Consider the following 15,242-nt stretch of genomic DNA (forward strand, 5'->3'; position numbering starts at 1 on the left):
GACCAAGTCCCGGAGTCTAGAGAGTACGCGAGACCCCGGCAACGACGTGACGAGCGGCACTCTCGGGAAGTTCCCAACCCGTTACGCCCCGATCACGCCGCCGTGATCATGTCACCCCGGCCGGCCCGGCCGTCACACCGCCCGCCCACGCCTCCGGAACCCCGTCTACTCGGGCTGTTCGGCGCCCTCGTCGAGATCGAACAGGGCCGCGCCCGCCAGCGGGGCGGTCGGGGGCGGGGTGAGTCCCAGATGCGCCCACGCCGCGGGGGTCGCGATGCGTCCCCGGGGCGTGCGGGCCAGGAACCCCTGCCGGACGAGGAAGGGCTCCGCCACCACCTCGACGGTCTCCGGCTCCTCCCCCACCGACACGGCCAGGGTGGACAGGCCGACCGGACCGCCGCCGAACTTGCGCAGCAGCGACGCCAGGACCGCCCGGTCGAGACGGTCCAGCCCTCGTTCGTCCACCTCGTACAGCGTGAGGGCGGCGCGGGCGGCCTCGTGCGTCACCCTGCCGTCGCCCCGCACCTCGGCGTAGTCACGGACGCGCCGCAGCAGGCGGTTGGCGATACGCGGCGTGCCCCGGGACCGGGACGCCACCTCCGCGGCGCCCTCGTCGGTGATCTCCACCTCCAGCAGCCGCGCCGACCGCTGGACGATCACCTCGAGCTCGGCCGGGCCGTAGAAGTCCATGTGCCCGGTGAAACCGAACCGGTCGCGCAGCGGGCCCGGCAGCATCCCGGCCCGCGTCGTCGCGCCGACCAGCGTGAACGGGGCGATGTCGAGCGGAATGGCGGTCGCCCCCGGGCCCTTGCCCACCATCACGTCGACGCGGAAGTCCTCCATCGCCATGTAGAGCATCTCCTCGGCGGGACGGGCCATCCGGTGGATCTCGTCCAGGAACAGCACCTCCCCCTCGGCCAGCGTCGACAGCACGGCGGCCAGGTCCCCGGCGCGTTCGATCGCGGGGCCCGAGGTGATCCGCAGCGGCTGCCCGAGCTCGGCAGCGATGATCATGGCGAGAGTGGTCTTGCCGAGTCCCGGTCCGCCCGACAACAGCACGTGGTCGGGCGTGCGGCCGCGCCGCAGCGCGCTGCGCAGCACCAGCGACAGCTGCTCGCGGACCCGCTCCTGCCCGACGAAGTCGTCCAGCCGCTTGGGCCGCAGCGCGGCCTCGATGACCTGCTCCTCCGGCCCCTCGGCTCCCCCGCCGACCAGGCGCTCGTCGTACTCGCTCATCGGCTCAGCTTCTTCAGCGCGGCCTTCAGCAGCTCACCTACCGGCGGGACCTCGGTGCCGTCCAGGTCGGCGGCGACCGCGTCCACGGCCGCGTCGGCGTCCTTGACCGTCCAGCCGAGGTTCACCAGGCCGGTCTGCACCTGCGCGCGCCACGCCTGGCCCGCGCCCGGACGGCGCCCGGGCGCCTCCGGCGCCCCGACCGGGCTGCCCAGCCGGTCCTTCAATTCCAGGACGATGCGCTGCGCACCCTTCTTGCCGATGCCCGGCACCTGCGTGAGCGCGGTCACGTCCTCCTGCGCGACCGCGAGACGCAGCCGGTCCGGAGGGTGGACGGCCAGCATCGCCAGCGCCAGCCGCGGACCGACGCCGCTCGCCGTCTGCAGCAGCTCGAAGATCTGCCGCTCGTCGTCGTCGGCGAACCCGAACAGGGTGAGCGAGTCCTCCCGCACGACCATCGACGTCGGCACGTGCGCGTCCTCACCGATCTTGAGACCGGCGAGCGTCGCCGGGGCGCACTGCACCGCCATGCCGACGCCGTGCACGTCGATCACCGCGCCGTCCGGTCCTACGGCGGCGACCTTGCCGCTGACGAACGCGATCACCTCGGGAAACCTCCTCGACTACGGGAACGCGCCGCCCTCTGCGCCTCGGCGATCCGGGCGGCGTTGATCTCTGCCTGGCTGGGACCGGCCTGGCCGGGGACCGGACGGGTGCGGGCCGCGGCCAGCCGCGCCTGCCCACCGCCCCGCCACACGTGGCAGATCGCCAGGGCGAGCGCGTCGGCGGCGTCGGCGGGCCTCGGCGGCGCGTCCAGCCGCAGCAGCCGCGTCACCATCGATGTGACCTGCGCCTTGTCGGCGCGCCCGTTGCCGGTGATCGCGGCCTTCGCCTCGCTCGGCGTGTGCATCGCCACCGGCAGGCCCCGGCGCGCCGCCGCGACCATCGCCAGCCCCGCCGCCTGCGCAGTGCCCATGACCGTGCTGACGTTGTGCTGCGCGAACACCCGCTCCACCGCGACGACCTCGGGGCACAGCTCGTCCATGAGCGCCTCGATGCCCTGCTCGATGCCGAGCAGCCGGAGCGCGACGTCCTCGTCCGGCGCGGTGCGGACGACCGACACGTGCACCAGGCTCAGCGGCGCTCCGGGAACGCCCTCCACGACGCCGACACCGCATCTGGTGAGCCCGGGGTCCACGCCCATCACCCGCACGGCCCCGCCCTTCGATCATGTGTTCGGCCGACGCCACGCTATCGGACACCGGCGACGAGCGCTCGCAGGCCGTGCCGCGCCGGTCCGACGGCCGACCGCGTCCGACGGCCGACCGCGCGGCGTCGCCGTCAGTAGTAGTCGAGTGCGAACGGCTGCGCGGCGAACACCGCGTCCAGGGCCTCGGCGCGGACGTCCCCGCCGTGCAGAAGGCCCGCCCGGCGCAGCGTGCTCACCGGAACGCCCGCGTACAACGCCGCCAGGCCGCGCGGGCCCACGCGGACGGCCGTCGCCTCCTCCGAGGCCGGTTCGAGACGGCCCTCGCCGTCCTTGACCGTCAGCATCCAGGAACCGGCGTTGGCGGGCAGGATCTCGTCGGTGATCTGGATCGGGACCTCCGCGCCCACCCCGGGACGGTAGCCGCGCAGCTCGACCGCCTTCGGCGCGTCCAGGACGCGCAGCATCCACTGGGTGCGGTCGATCATGTCGTGCTCGCGCTCGCCGAGCAGCCACAGCACCGGGTCGTACGGGGCGAGGTTCGCCGTCACCGTCTCGGCCGTGGACGCCCCGGACCCGACGATCGCCCACAGCGCCCGCGCCGTCCGCTCCGAGCCCGCCACGACCTTGTCGATCACCAGCGAGGCGTTGTCGGCGGCCCACCGGTAGGCCAGGAAGCCGTCCTCGGCCAGGTAGGCGAACAGGCCGCTGTGCGTCAGCCGCGTCCGCCACAGGTCGGCGCCGGTGTCGACCGGGCCGCAGTCACGGGCGCCCTCGTGCACGCGCGCGATCGTCGCCGCGACCTCCTCGGCGTCCTCCGGGCCGACACGACGCACCGGGACCCGCTCCGCGCGGATGCCGCGCAGGCCCTCGGTCTTCAGCGTCACCTTGTGCAACCCGCCCGCGTGCTCCCAGCCGAGGCCCCGGTACAGCGTCGTGGTGGCCGGGTGCAGCGCCGAGAGCGCGTCGCCCAGCTCCACGGCCCGCTGCAGGGCGGCCGTCACGATCGCGCGGCCCGCGCCGCGCCCCCGGTCCTCCGGAGCGACCGTGACGCCCGCCAGGCCACCCATCGGGACGGCCCGTCCCGCCCACCACTGCCGGAACTTCAGGACGCGCGCGGTGGACACGAGCCGGTCGCCGTCGAAGCCGCCGAGCTGCCGTCCGGCGGCCATCACGCTCGCCGAGCCGTCCCGCCACGAGTTGACGTCCGCCTCGGGCACGGGCCCGAAGGACCGCACGCGGTTGTCCAGGGCGGCGTCGAGGTCGTCGGTGGTCAGCTCACGAATCTCCATGATCCCCACCCTAGGTGGACGAAACGAAGGACGCCGCCTCCCGATGTCCGGGAGACGGCGTCCTTCGTGCGATCAAAGACAATCGTCGAGGGTGGCGAGCACCTCGTCGGACATGTCGTTGCGATCCTCGCTCCACGTGAGCAGAGCGCCACGCTCCGAGGCTAACCCAGAAGCTCCATTACCTCGTCCGAGACGTCGAAGTTCGCATAGACCTCCTGGACGTCGTCGGAGTCCTCCAGCGCGTCGAGGAGACGGAACACCTTCTTGGCGTTGTCCTCGTCGAGCGGGACCGACATCGTCGGCAGGAACTTGCTCTCGGCCGACTCGTAGTCGATGCCGGCCTCCTGCAGGGCCTTGCGGACCCCGATCAGGTCGCCCGCCTCGGAGACCACCTCGAACTGGTCGCCGATGTCGTTGACCTCCTCGGCGCCCGCCTCCAGGACGGCCATCATGACGTCGTCCTCGGAGGTGCCCTCCTTGGGGACGATCACGACGCCCTTGCGGTTGAACATGTACGAGACCGAGCCCGGGTCGGCGAGCGAGCCGCCGTTGCGGGTGAGCGCGACGCGGACCTCGGAGGCCGCACGGTTGCGGTTGTCGGTGAGGCACTCGATGAGCACCGCGACGCCGCCGGGCGCGTAGCCCTCGTAGGTGATGGTCTGCCAGTCGGCGCCGCCCGCCTCCTCACCGGCGCCGCGCTTGCGCGCGCGCTCGATGTTGTCGTTCGGGACCGAGCTCTTCTTCGCCTTGTAGATGGCGTCGTACAGCGTCGGGTTGGAATCGGGGTCACCGCCGCCGGTGCGCGCCGCGACCTCGATGTTCTTGATCAACTTGGCGAAGAGCTTGCCGCGCTTGGCGTCGAGGGCGGCCTTCTTGTGCTTGGTCGTCGCCCACTTGGAGTGGCCGGACATGCTTAATCCTCCTCCATCGCCCGGCGCACCAGATCGGCGAAGTAGTGGTGCACACGGTGGTCGCCCGTCAGTTCAGGGTGGAACGAGGTCGCCATGAGGCGGCCCTGGCGGACGGCGACGATCCTACCGACGTTCGGGCCGCTCTCGGCACGACCGAGTACCTGGACCGCGTCTCCGACGCCCTCCACCCAGGGGGCGCGGATGAACACGGCGTGGAACGGCGTGTCCCCCATGCCGGTCAGCGGGACCGGCGCCTCGAAGGAGTCGACCTGGCGGCCGAAGGCGTTGCGGCGCACCGTCATGTCGATGCCGCCGAGCGTCTCCTGCCCCTCGACGCCGCCCTCGATCCGGTCCGCGAGCATGATCATGCCCGCGCAGGAGCCGTAGGCGGGCATCCCGGCCTCGATCCGCTTGCGCAGCGGTTCGAGCAGGTCGAAGGCGCGGGCGAGCCGCCACATCGTGGTGGACTCGCCGCCGGGCACCACCAGGCCGTCCACGCGCTCCAGTTCCTCAGGGCGGCGGACGGTCAGGGTCCGCGCCCCGGCGCCCTCCAGCGCCCGAGCGTGCTCGAGCACGTCGCCCTGCAGGGCGAGCACGCCGATCGTCGGCTCAGTGGTCACCAATGATCCTTCCGGGGAGATTCGGGGGTCGTCACAACCCTAGACGTTCCTTACAACGCCTCCGGCTCCGCACTCCCTTCCCGGACGGGACGGATCAGGAGGCCTGACGGCGGAGCCGGAAGCGGCGCAGCGGCAGTTCGAGCGGCAGGAAGCCGTCCGGGCCGAGCGACGCCAGGTCGCGTCCGACCATGTGCTCGCGGGCGATCGCCAGGCCGAACTCCTCGGGCGAGAACGGCAGCGGGACGTCGGACGCGCCGCCGTCGATCGCCGCCCAGTAGGGGCGTTCGGCGGGCATCCGGCCGCCCTGGTCGATGACCACGCCGTCCTCGCTGGTCACGAAGACCTCGCGGCGCAGGCCGCCCGCCTCGTACCAGCGGAACCAGCAGCCGGACGCGACGTTCTGCAGGACCAAGACGCCGCAGCGGGCGCCCGGCAGGGCCGCGGCGACGGTGTCGGCGATCCTGCGGGCGTCGTCGTCCAGGCCGAACAGCCGCCGGTCGCAGACCAGCAGGGCGCCGTCGAACGCGCCGACGAACAGCTCGTCCTCGTAGGGCCAGAGCGCGAAGTCCAGGACGGTCTCGCCGGTCTCGACCAGGGTCGCGTCCGGGTACAGCCGCCGGGCGAGGTCCGCGCCGGCGGCGGCGTCGGGGGTCAGGCCCGGCCGGAACAGCTCGGCGGGATCACCGGTGGTCGCGCAGGCCAGAGCGACGGTCCACCCCATGCTCGTCATCCCCTCCCGCGGCCGGTCGCCGCCCACGGGGGTTCCGGGTCCCACCGGCCGCGCGGCCAGCGTAAACCCTCCCGCGGGGCGCGGGGAGGCCGGACGGGGAAGTGGGAGCGCGGGACGGGCGGCCGGAACGATCACCGGCCGCCCGTGGAGATCACCAGCCGCGGTGGGCGAACTTCTGGTCCTCGCCGAGGGAGGCGACGTTGATGCCGACCATGGCGTCGCCGAGGCCGCGGGACACCCGGGCGATCACGTCGGGGTCGTCATGGAAGGTGGTGGCCTTCACGATCGCCTCGGCGCGCTGGGACGGGTTGCCCGACTTGAAGATGCCGGAGCCGACGAACACGCCCTCGGCGCCGAGCTGCATCATCATCGCGGCGTCGGCCGGGGTGGCGATGCCGCCCGCGGTGAACAGCACGACGGGCAGCCTGCCGGCCTGCGCGACCTCCTTGACCAGCTCGTACGGGGCCTGGAGCTCCTTGGCCGCGACGTACAGCTCGTCCTCGGGCATGTTCTGCAGGCGGCGGATCTCGGCGCGGATCTTGCGCATGTGGGTGGTGGCGTTGGAGACGTCGCCGGTGCCGGCCTCGCCCTTGGAGCGGATCATGGCCGCGCCCTCGGTGATGCGGCGCAGGGCCTCGCCGAGGTTGGTGGCGCCGCACACGAACGGCACGGTGTAGGCCCACTTGTCGATGTGGTTGTCGTAGTCGGCCGGGGTGAGCACCTCGGACTCGTCGATGTAGTCGACGCCGAGCGACTGCAGCACCTGGGCCTCGACGAAGTGGCCGATGCGGGCCTTGGCCATGACCGGGATGGAGACCGCGTTGATGATCCCGTCGATCATGTCGGGGTCGCTCATCCGGGAGATTCCGCCCTCGACGCGGATGTCGGCCGGGACGCGCTCGAGCGCCATCACGGCGACCGCGCCGGCGTCTTCGGCGATCTTGGCCTGGTCGGGCGTGACGACGTCCATGATCACGCCGCCCTTGAGCATTTCCGCCATGCCGCGCTTGACCCGGGCGGTGCCCGTCGCGGGGGCGGTGGTCTCAGGGGCGTTGCTGGGAGTGGACACGGGCATTCCTCACGTGGACGGACGACAAGTCTGATCACATGATATTGCCTGCTAGGGACGCCCCTCGACCCGGCAGAGTGTCAACGGCGCCCGGCGCCGCGTTACGGCGTGTACGACAGCCATCCCGCGAACACGACTGACACCCTGTAAGCCTCCTACGGCATGTAGGGCTTTCCGTCGTTCACGAGGACGATCCAGACCTGTCCGGGCGCGAAGTTCAGCGGCTTGCCGTCGGCCGTGGTGAAGGTGGTGCCCTTGTCCTCGCTCGGACGGGACCACTTGGCGTCGAACGCCTTGCCGTCGCGGTAGACGGTGGCGGTGCCGGTCCCGGTGGTGTGGATCAGCGGCGTGTACGAGCCGAGGAAGTCGTGGAACTGGGAGCGGGTGGTCTTGGCGCGCTGGACGACGACGGTCCGGCCGCCGATCCGGCCGCCGCCCGCGTCCATGTCGGGACGGCCGTGGAAGGACGCCAGCCACCGCTTCTCCTTGACCGACCAGGTGAACTCCATGTCGGCGGCGGGCCATTTGGCGGTGAAGGACGTGGTGGGCCTGCCACCGTCCGGGGCAGGGCCGAAGCGGAACCCGACGTCCTGCGGGGCCTGGGCCTTGGGGGCCTGCCTGAGCAGGTCCTTGGGGTCGGCGTACAGGTTGTAGGGGATCCTGCGGGAGTTGTCGCGGACGTAGGCCCGCCCGCCGTTGTCCTGCGAGATGTCGTACACCGGCGCCTTGCGGATGTACTTCTTCATCTTGCTCTGGACGCCGGAGAACGCGAACGCCGGACGGCCGAACTGCGGCAGCAGGTGCAGGTCGGAGATGCGGGCGCTGCGGACCGGCCCGACCCGCTTCGGCAGGTGCGAGGAGAACACGCCCATCAGCCGGGTCTCGCCGCCCTCGACCTGCTCGACGTAGACCAGGTCGGCGGCGGACACGCCGCTCTGCGGCATCGCCGAGGAGGTGTTCTCGATCTTCACGGCGAGGACCGGGTTGCGCAGGCCGGTCCTGCCGCCGTTGAGCGGGTGGTAGCCGAGCGCCGTCGGCGACGCGCCCGGGCTCCCCTTGAGGGACTCCGAGGAGGGGGACTTGCCCTTCCCGCCCCCGCCGCAGGCCGCGAGGGTCCCGCAGACCAGCACACCGCCGATCCCGGCGGCCGTCCACGTTCGCAGGGTCCGGTTTTGGACGAAACCCACGCGTTCTCCTCATTTTGACGACCAATCGGCCCCCGAGGGTAGCCGACGGTCGACGGAGACGCGTCTCCCCTGTTCCGTCCCGGAACGCAGGCCCGGGTCAGGGGCGGGGCGGGTCGTCGTCGATCTCGAAGAAGCCCGGCCAGGCGGCGCGTCCGGCCAGCGGCAGCACTCTGACCAGCAGTTTCCTGCGGGCGGTGCGGGCGGACGCGACGGCGTCGTTGTAGAAGCTGCGGGCGTAGACGACCTTGGCGGACGCCGCCGTCAGCTCCTCCAGGACGGCCTGCCCCTCGGGCCGGGCCGACACGGTCGCGGCGAAGTCCGGCTGGTCCATCACGGCGCGCAGGGCCCGGGACAGGTCGCTCTCGGCGAACTCGCGGGCCTCGGCGTCGGCGGTGTGGGCCTCGTGCGCGGCGGTCGCCAGGACGAGGCTGGTGGCCGGGTCGAGCAGCCGGGACGCGGCCAGCTCCAGCGCCACCGCGGCGCGGCGGACGAGCGCGGCGTCCAGCGCGGCGCGCGCGGTCTCGACCCGGACGTGCAGGCGGTCCAGCCGGGTGGCCCGCCACGAGACGTACACGCCGAGGAGGAAGACCACGGCGGTGAGGAAGATTGCGTCGTAGATCCAGTCGGGCAGCATCGGGCGTCCTTACGCTCCCTGGGCCCCGCGTCCGGGCGACTCGACGACGGTCCGGCCGGGCAGGGCGACGGTCTCGTAGACCCGCAGCACGTCCCGGGCGACCGCCGACCAGTCGTAGCGGCGGACGGCCGCGCGGGCCTCTGCGGACAGCTGCTTGCGGCGGGCGGGGTCGTCCAGCAGCTCGGCGGCGGAGGCGGCCAGCGCCGCGGCGTCGCCGACCGGGAACAGGGCCCCGGCGCGGCCGCCGAGCAGCACCCGGTCGAACGCCTCGATGTCGCTGGCGAGGATCGGGGCGCCCGCCGACATGGCCTCGGCCAGGACGATCCCGAAGCTCTCGCCGCCGAGGTTGGGCGCGACGAACACGTCCACCGAGTGGTAGGCGCGGATCTTGTCGGCCTCGCTGACCATGCCGAGGACCACGACCCGGTCGCGCAGTCCGGGCGAGACGCGGGCGACGACGTCGTCGGCGTCGCCGGGCCCGGCGAGCAGCAGCCGCAGGCCGGGACGCCGCGGGCCGAGGATCTCGAAGGCGCGCAGGAGGACCTGGAGGCCCTTGCGGGGCTCGTCCATGCGGCCGAGGAAGCCGAGCACGCCGCCGTCCGCGTCCGGGCCCGCGCCCGCGCCGGTGAGCGCGCCGGTGCCGGTGGTGTCGCGGCCGGGCCAGCCGGGCAGCGGGTCGGCCATCGCGTACCGCTCGGTGGCGACGCCGTTCGGGATCAGCACCGCGTCCCCGCCGAGGTGCTCGACCAGGGTCTTGCGGGCCGCCTCGGACACCGCGATCCGGCCGGTGATCTTCTCCAGCGCGGACTGCAGGATCGGCGCCGTCACCGACACCACCCGGGACTTGGTGTAGGACGCGTGGAAGGTCCCGACGATGGGGCCGTCGGCGGCCCAGCAGGCCAGCAGGCCGAGGGACGGCGCGGCGGGCTCGTGCACGTGGAGCACGTCGAAGGCGCCGTCGTGGATCCAGCGGCGCACCCGGCTCGCCGACAGGAACCCGAACGCCAGCCGGGCGACCGAGCCGTTGTAGGGCACCGGGACGGCGCGTCCGGCGGACACGACGTAGTCCGGCAGCCGGGCGTCGTCGTCGGCCGGGGTGATCACCGACACGTGGTGGCCGTACCCGATCAGCGCCTCGGCGAGATCGCGGATGTGCTGCTGGACCCCGCCGGGGACGTTCCAGGTGTACGGGCAGACGATCCCGACCCTCACCGCGCGTCCTCCGCCGGACGGGCCGGCCGGCCGAGGTCGGCGACCCACACCTTCTGGAGCATGTGCCAGTCCTCGGGGTGCTCGGCGATGCCCTCCTGGAAGGCCCGCGCGAGCTCCTGCGTCATGGCCTGGACCTGCTCCCGCCGGTCCCCCGCGCCGGGGACGGTGATCTCGTCGTGCACCCGGGCCCCCCAGTCCTCGCCCTCGTACCAGAGTGTCACCGGATGGAGCGCCGCGCCGGTCCGCAGGGCGAGGGTCGCGGCGACGGCGGGCATCCGGGCGGTCTCGCCGAAGAACTCCACGTCGATCCCGGAGTCGGTGAGGTCGCGGTCGACGACGAGGCAGACCGGGCGTCCGGCGCGGAGCCGCTGGGCGAGCCGTCCGAAGGCGGACGCGCCCTGGTGCGGCAGGACCTCCATTCCCAGGCTCTCACGGAATTCGACGAACCGGTCGAAGAGGGATTCGGGCCTGAGGCGCTCGGCGACCGTGGTGAACGGGTGCCCCATGTGCACGAGCCAGGCCCCCGCCTGCTCGTAGTTGCCCATGTGGGGCAGGGCCAGGATGACGCCGCGGCCCGAGTCGAGGGTCGCGAGCATCTTCTCGTGGCCGGAGACGCGCATGTGGCCGAGGATCCGCTCCCGCGAGTACTCGGGCAGCCGGAACACCTCGAACCAGTACCGGAAGTAGGACCGCATGACCCGCCTGGACGTCAGCCGGACGTAGGCGTCCGGCTCGTCCCGGCCGAGGACGCGGCACAGGTTGCGCTCCAGCTGCCGCACACCCGCGCCGCGCCGCCGCCAGGCGCGGTCGGCGATCAGGGTGAACAGGCCGCGGGCCGGCCGCTCGGGCATCTTGCGGACGACCGTCCAGCCGAGCGCGTACGCCGCGTCGGTGAGCCGGGACAGCGCCCGCTCGCCGAGTCCGGGGGGCCGGACGCCGGGACGGTCCCCCTCCGTCCCGGTGGCGGTCATGCGCGCCGTCCCGGCGCGTGCCGCTCCTCGTCCACCTCGGCGGTCTCCACGACCGGCTCCGGAGCCTCCGGCCGCTCCCCGGCGGGCCTGCGGCCCGCCGCGGACGCCGATCCGGGCGCGGGGCGCGCCGCGGGCTCGGCCGGACGGGCGTTGGCCTGCTTGTACACGGTCGCGAGGCGCTGCCCGACGGTGACCGTGCTGAGCACGGCGAGCAGCCACAGCGCGAAGGTCAGGATGTAGGGCACGCCGAGCCCGTCGAGCCCGGCCGCGACCAGGACGATGATCAGCCGCTCGGACCGCTCGGCGATGCCGACGTTGCAGGTGTAGCCGAGGCCCTCGGCGCGGGCCTTGGCATAGGACACCACGACCCCGGCGACCAGGCAGTACAGGGCGACGGCGGCGAGGCCGTCCTGGTCGTCCCTGGACAGGCCGACCATGAGCCCGGCGAAGATCGCCGCGTCGGCGACCCGGTCCATGGTGGAGTCCAGGAACGCGCCGAACTTGGAGGACTTGCCGGTGACGCGGGCGACCGCGCCGTCCAGCATGTCGAACAGCACGAAGGCGGTGATCACCATCGTGCCCCAGAAGTAGTGCCCCTGGGGGAAGAAGACCAGCGCCCCCGTGACGGTGCCCGCCGTGCCGACGACCGTGATCGCGTTGGGCGTCACGCCGGTGCGCGCCACTCCACGTCCGATGGGCGTCAGGACGCGGCCCAGCGCGGGCCGCAGTTTGTTGAGCATCGCCGTCCGTTCATCGAGAGTTCGAGAGCCGGGCATCTCCGGGGGCCGGAGGCGCGGCCCCGCGCGCGCCGCGCGGCGGGCCCATCGTAGTGCTCATCAATACCAGCTCAGCTCTTGTGATCCGCGTCGACACGGGAAAGGGTGAGGAGACGGATGTGACGCCGCTCACTCCGGGCAGAACCACCAGGAGGAGCGTGACGGGCTCCCATGGCGGGAGCCCGCCCGAGGAGGTGTGTCATGACGGACAGAGCAAGCCACCCGGGAGGCCACGGCAGGGCACCGGAGGCCGACCGGCCCGACAGGGTGCGCAATGTCGTGCTGGTCGGCCACTCCGGGGCGGGGAAGACGACGCTGACCGAGGCCCTGCTCGCCGCGACCGGCACGGTCCAGCGCGCCGGGAAGGTCGAGGACGGGACCACGGTCAGCGACTTCGACGAGGTCGAGGTGCGCCAGCAGCGCTCGGTGAACCTCGCCCTCGCCCCGTTCGAGTACGGCGACGTGAAGGTCAATCTCATCGACACCCCCGGGTACGCCGACTTCGTCGGGGACCTGCGGGCCGGGCTGCGCGCCGCCGACGCCGCCCTGTTCGTGGTCTCGGCCGTGGACGGCGTCGACGGGCTGACCCGGATGCTGTGGGACGAGTGCGCGGCCGTGTCGATGCCGCGCGCGGTCGTGGTCACCAAGATCGACCAGCAGCGCGGCGACTTCGACGACACGCTCCTGCACCTCCAGGAGGCGTTCGGGGAGGGCGTGCTGCCCTGCTACTTCCCGATCTCCAAGGGCGAGGAGCTGACCGGGCTGGTCGGGCTGCTGACGCAGCGGTGCTTCGACTACTCGTCCGGGGAGCGGGTCGAGTGCGCCCCGGACCCGGCCCACCTGGACCGGATCGCCGAACAGCGGGCCTCGCTGATCGAGGGGGTCATCCAGGAGAGCGAGGACGAGTCGCTCATGGAGCGCTACGTCGGCGGTGAGGAGATCGACGTCAAGGCCCTCATCGAGGACCTGGAGAAGGCCGTCGCGCGGGGCAGCTTCTACCCGGTGCTGGCGACCTCGGTGCCGCACGGGCAGCAGCCCGGCCCGGTGATCGGGATGACCGAGCTGCTGGAGGTCGTCACCGAGGCGTTCCCGTCCCCGCTGGAGCACGCGTGCCCGGAGGTCGCGCCGGTCGCGGGCGGGCCGCCGCGGCGGATCGGGTGCGATCCGGAGGGGCCGCTGGTCGCGGAGGTCGTGAAGACGGTGTCCGACCCCTACGTGGGCCGGATCTCGCTGGTCCGGGTGTTCTCCGGGACGCTGCGTCCCGACACCACCGTGCACGTCTCCGGGCACGGCCTGACCGACCGGGGCCACGAGGACCACGACGTGGACGAGCGGGTCGGGGCGATCAGCTCGCCGCTCGGCAAGACCCCCCGGACGGTCACCGAGTGCCGCGCGGGCGACGTGTGCGCGGTCGCCAAGCTGGTGCGCGCGGAGACCGGCGACACCCTGTCGGATCCGTCGAACCCGCTGGTCATGGCCCCGTGGTCGATGCCCGACCCGCTGCTGCCGGTCGCGATCCGGGCGCGGTCCAAGGCCGACGAGGACAAGCTCTCCCAGGCCCTGGCACGGCTGGTCGCCGAGGACCCGACGCTCCGGCTGGAGAACAACCCCGAGACCCGGCAGCTCGTCCTGTGGTGCATGGGCGAGGCGCACGCGGACGTGCTGATCGACCGCCTGGCGGCCCGCTACGGCGTCGAGGTCGAGCGGATCGACCTGCGGGTGCCGCTGCGCGAGACGTTCGGCGGGAAGACCGACGGGCTCGGGCGGCACGTCAAGCAGAGCGGCGGGCACGGCCAGTACGGCATCTGCCACATCGAGGTGGAACCGCTGCCGTCCGGGGAGGGCTTCGAGTTCGTGGACCGCATCGTCGGCGGCGTGGTCCCGAGGCAGTTCATCCCGTCGGTGGAGAAGGGCGTCCGGCAGCAGATGGAGCGCGGCGTCTCGGCGGGGTACCCGCTGGTCGACATCCGGGTGACGCTGCACGACGGCAAGGCGCACTCGGTCGACTCGTCCGACATGGCGTTCCAGGCGGCGGGCGCGCTCGCGCTGAAGGACGCGGCGGGCAAGGTGCCGGTGCTGCTGCTGGAGCCGGTGGACGAGGTCAGCGTGCTGATCGCGGACGAGTACATGGGCGTGGTGATGTCGGACCTGACGTCCCGGCGCGGTCGGGTGCTCGGCACCGAGGCCCTCGCCCCGGGCGGCCGGACGGTGATCCGGGCCGAGGTCCCGCAGCTGGAGATCACGCGGTACGCGATCGACCTGCGGTCGATGTCGCAGGGCACGGGCAGCTTCCACCGGACGTTCCTGCGGTACGAGCCGCTGCCGTCGCACCTGGCGGGCAAGGTCGCCGAGGAGGAGAAGGCGGACTGACCGGCGGCCAGTGACGTCGCCTGTGAAGGGGGCCGTCCCCACCTGACCGTCCGGACGGCCCCTTTTACCCGCTTTCTCACAGCTTGGTCACCCCGCTGGGGGATTCTCGGTGAACTGTGAGATTCTTTTCAGCTGTGACAATCACGGGGGACGAGCGGGGTTCGGCCAGGCCGAACCGCCGCAACATCATCAAGAGCGCGGGCCTGGCGGTGGGCGGCCTGGCCGTGGGGGCGGCGGGCGGGGCCGGCGCCATGGCGGCCGTCCCGGAGGGGACGCCGAAGTCGGCCATGGCGATCCCGGTGGCGGGGCCGTGGCGTCCGGCGCACGGGCACGTGGACGTGACCTGGTCGGTCGACACCTCGCAGAAGCTGGTGGCGCTGACCTTCGACGACGGCCCGATGCCGAACTGGACCGGGATGGTCCACGACATCCTGGACGCCGAGAAGACCAAGGCGACGTTCTTCATGGTCGGCGAGCGGGCGGTCGCCAACGCGAAGATCATCCACGGCCGGATGGACCGGCACGAGGCGGGCAACCACACCTGGGCGCACCAGGACATGTCCCGCCTGACCCACGCCGAGGCCGTGGACGCCGTCCACCGGGCGCACAAGGCGATCGCCCAGATCACCGGCAAGGAGCCCCGGCACCTGCGGCCCCCGTTCGGGCAGCTCGGCGGGACGACCCTGAGCGCGGCGGGCCAGCTCGGCTACGACCTGACGCTCTGGAGCATCAAGATGCTCGAGAAGACCTACGAGCACCACCCGCAGGGCCTGGTCGACTACATCGTGAACAACGTGACGCCGGGGACGATCGTCCTCGCGCACGACCACGGCAACCCCGACCGGCTCGTGGCCCTGCGGAACCTGTCGAAGATGATCCAGGGGCTGCGCGCGAAGGGCTTCGAGTTCGTCACGGTCTCCGAGCTGGTCGCCGCGTCCGCGCCGCCCGCGCCGCCGTCACAGGAGCCGTCCAGGGCGCCGTCCCCGCTCGCCCGCCCCTGACGCCCGGGGCGCATCGGTTGGGGGTGTCC

The 15,242-nt window shown here is 72.7% G+C and carries 15 protein-coding genes; 2 read left to right on the plus strand and 13 right to left on the minus strand.

What is annotated here, in order from left to right; genetic code table 11:
* Positions 1-165 precede the first annotated feature (165 nt).
* The 13 genes from ruvB to pgsA all read right to left on the minus strand — a co-directional run bounded on the left by ruvB (position 166) and on the right by pgsA (position 11,806).
* On the minus strand, positions 166-1,236 hold the full coding sequence (gene ruvB, locus P696_RS0128760) for a Holliday junction branch migration DNA helicase RuvB (protein ID WP_026415035.1): 1,071 nt from the start codon (positions 1,234-1,236) through the stop codon (positions 166-168).
* Complete coding sequence (ruvA, locus tag P696_RS0128765) at positions 1,233-1,838, minus strand: Holliday junction branch migration protein RuvA (RefSeq protein WP_026415036.1); 606 nt, start codon at positions 1,836-1,838, stop codon at positions 1,233-1,235. The genes ruvB and ruvA overlap by 4 nt, the downstream gene beginning before the upstream one ends.
* Positions 1,835-2,446 carry a crossover junction endodeoxyribonuclease RuvC gene (gene ruvC, locus P696_RS0128770; RefSeq protein WP_026415037.1) on the minus strand — a complete coding sequence of 204 codons (612 nt, stop codon included), beginning with the start codon at positions 2,444-2,446 and terminating at the stop codon, positions 1,835-1,837. Before ruvC ends, ruvA begins: the two co-directional genes overlap by 4 nt.
* 128 nt (positions 2,447-2,574) lie before the next feature.
* Positions 2,575-3,732, minus strand: coding sequence for a GNAT family N-acetyltransferase (locus tag P696_RS0128775; RefSeq protein WP_026415038.1), 1,158 nt, complete (start codon positions 3,730-3,732; stop codon positions 2,575-2,577).
* Positions 3,733-3,893: 161 nt separating this feature from the next.
* The gene (locus P696_RS0128780; protein ID WP_026415039.1) at positions 3,894-4,643 is read right to left on the minus strand and encodes a YebC/PmpR family DNA-binding transcriptional regulator; all 750 of its coding nucleotides are present in this window, start codon (positions 4,641-4,643) and stop codon (positions 3,894-3,896) included.
* 2 nt (positions 4,644-4,645) lie between these two features.
* The gene (gene pdxT / locus P696_RS0128785) at positions 4,646-5,263 is read right to left on the minus strand and encodes a pyridoxal 5'-phosphate synthase glutaminase subunit PdxT (protein ID WP_026415040.1); all 618 of its coding nucleotides are present in this window, start codon (positions 5,261-5,263) and stop codon (positions 4,646-4,648) included.
* Positions 5,264-5,357: 94 nt separating this feature from the next.
* A complete protein-coding gene (locus P696_RS0128790) occupies positions 5,358-5,984 on the minus strand; it encodes a DUF6928 family protein (RefSeq protein ID WP_026415041.1) in 627 nt (208 codons plus the stop codon).
* 160 nt (positions 5,985-6,144) lie between these two features.
* Positions 6,145-7,068 carry a pyridoxal 5'-phosphate synthase lyase subunit PdxS gene (gene pdxS / locus P696_RS0128795; protein WP_026415042.1) on the minus strand — a complete coding sequence of 308 codons (924 nt, stop codon included), beginning with the start codon at positions 7,066-7,068 and terminating at the stop codon, positions 6,145-6,147.
* 149 nt (positions 7,069-7,217) lie between these two features.
* A complete protein-coding gene (locus P696_RS0128800) occupies positions 7,218-8,249 on the minus strand; it encodes a DUF3048 domain-containing protein (RefSeq protein WP_245627846.1) in 1,032 nt (343 codons plus the stop codon).
* Positions 8,250-8,346: 97 nt separating this feature from the next.
* Positions 8,347-8,883 (minus strand): hypothetical protein, encoded by a 537-nt coding sequence (locus P696_RS0128805; protein ID WP_026415044.1) that lies wholly within the window; start codon positions 8,881-8,883, stop codon positions 8,347-8,349.
* Between the two features lie 9 nt (positions 8,884-8,892).
* Positions 8,893-10,095, minus strand: a complete 1,203-nt coding sequence (locus P696_RS0128810) for a glycosyltransferase family 4 protein (RefSeq protein ID WP_026415045.1) — start codon at positions 10,093-10,095, stop codon at positions 8,893-8,895.
* On the minus strand, positions 10,092-11,066 hold the full coding sequence (locus tag P696_RS0128815; protein ID WP_084338318.1) for a phosphatidylinositol mannoside acyltransferase: 975 nt from the start codon (positions 11,064-11,066) through the stop codon (positions 10,092-10,094). The genes P696_RS0128810 and P696_RS0128815 overlap by 4 nt, the downstream gene beginning before the upstream one ends.
* The gene (gene pgsA / locus P696_RS48805) at positions 11,063-11,806 is read right to left on the minus strand and encodes a phosphatidylinositol phosphate synthase (protein WP_084338320.1); all 744 of its coding nucleotides are present in this window, start codon (positions 11,804-11,806) and stop codon (positions 11,063-11,065) included. Before pgsA ends, P696_RS0128815 begins: the two co-directional genes overlap by 4 nt.
* A gap of 237 nt (positions 11,807-12,043) precedes the next feature.
* On the opposite strand from pgsA, the gene P696_RS0128825 reads away from it, so the two are divergent.
* Together P696_RS0128825 and P696_RS48810 are read left to right on the plus strand one after the other, a co-directional pair.
* Positions 12,044-14,212, plus strand: coding sequence for an elongation factor G-like protein EF-G2 (locus P696_RS0128825; protein ID WP_026415047.1), 2,169 nt, complete (start codon positions 12,044-12,046; stop codon positions 14,210-14,212).
* Between the two features lie 134 nt (positions 14,213-14,346).
* Positions 14,347-15,213, plus strand: a complete 867-nt coding sequence (locus P696_RS48810) for a polysaccharide deacetylase family protein (RefSeq protein ID WP_051468304.1) — start codon at positions 14,347-14,349, stop codon at positions 15,211-15,213.
* Positions 15,214-15,242 lie beyond the last annotated feature (29 nt).

It is taken from the genome of Actinomadura oligospora ATCC 43269 (assembly GCF_000518265.1).
Classification (GTDB): Bacteria; Actinomycetota; Actinomycetes; order Streptosporangiales; family Streptosporangiaceae; genus Spirillospora; species Spirillospora oligospora.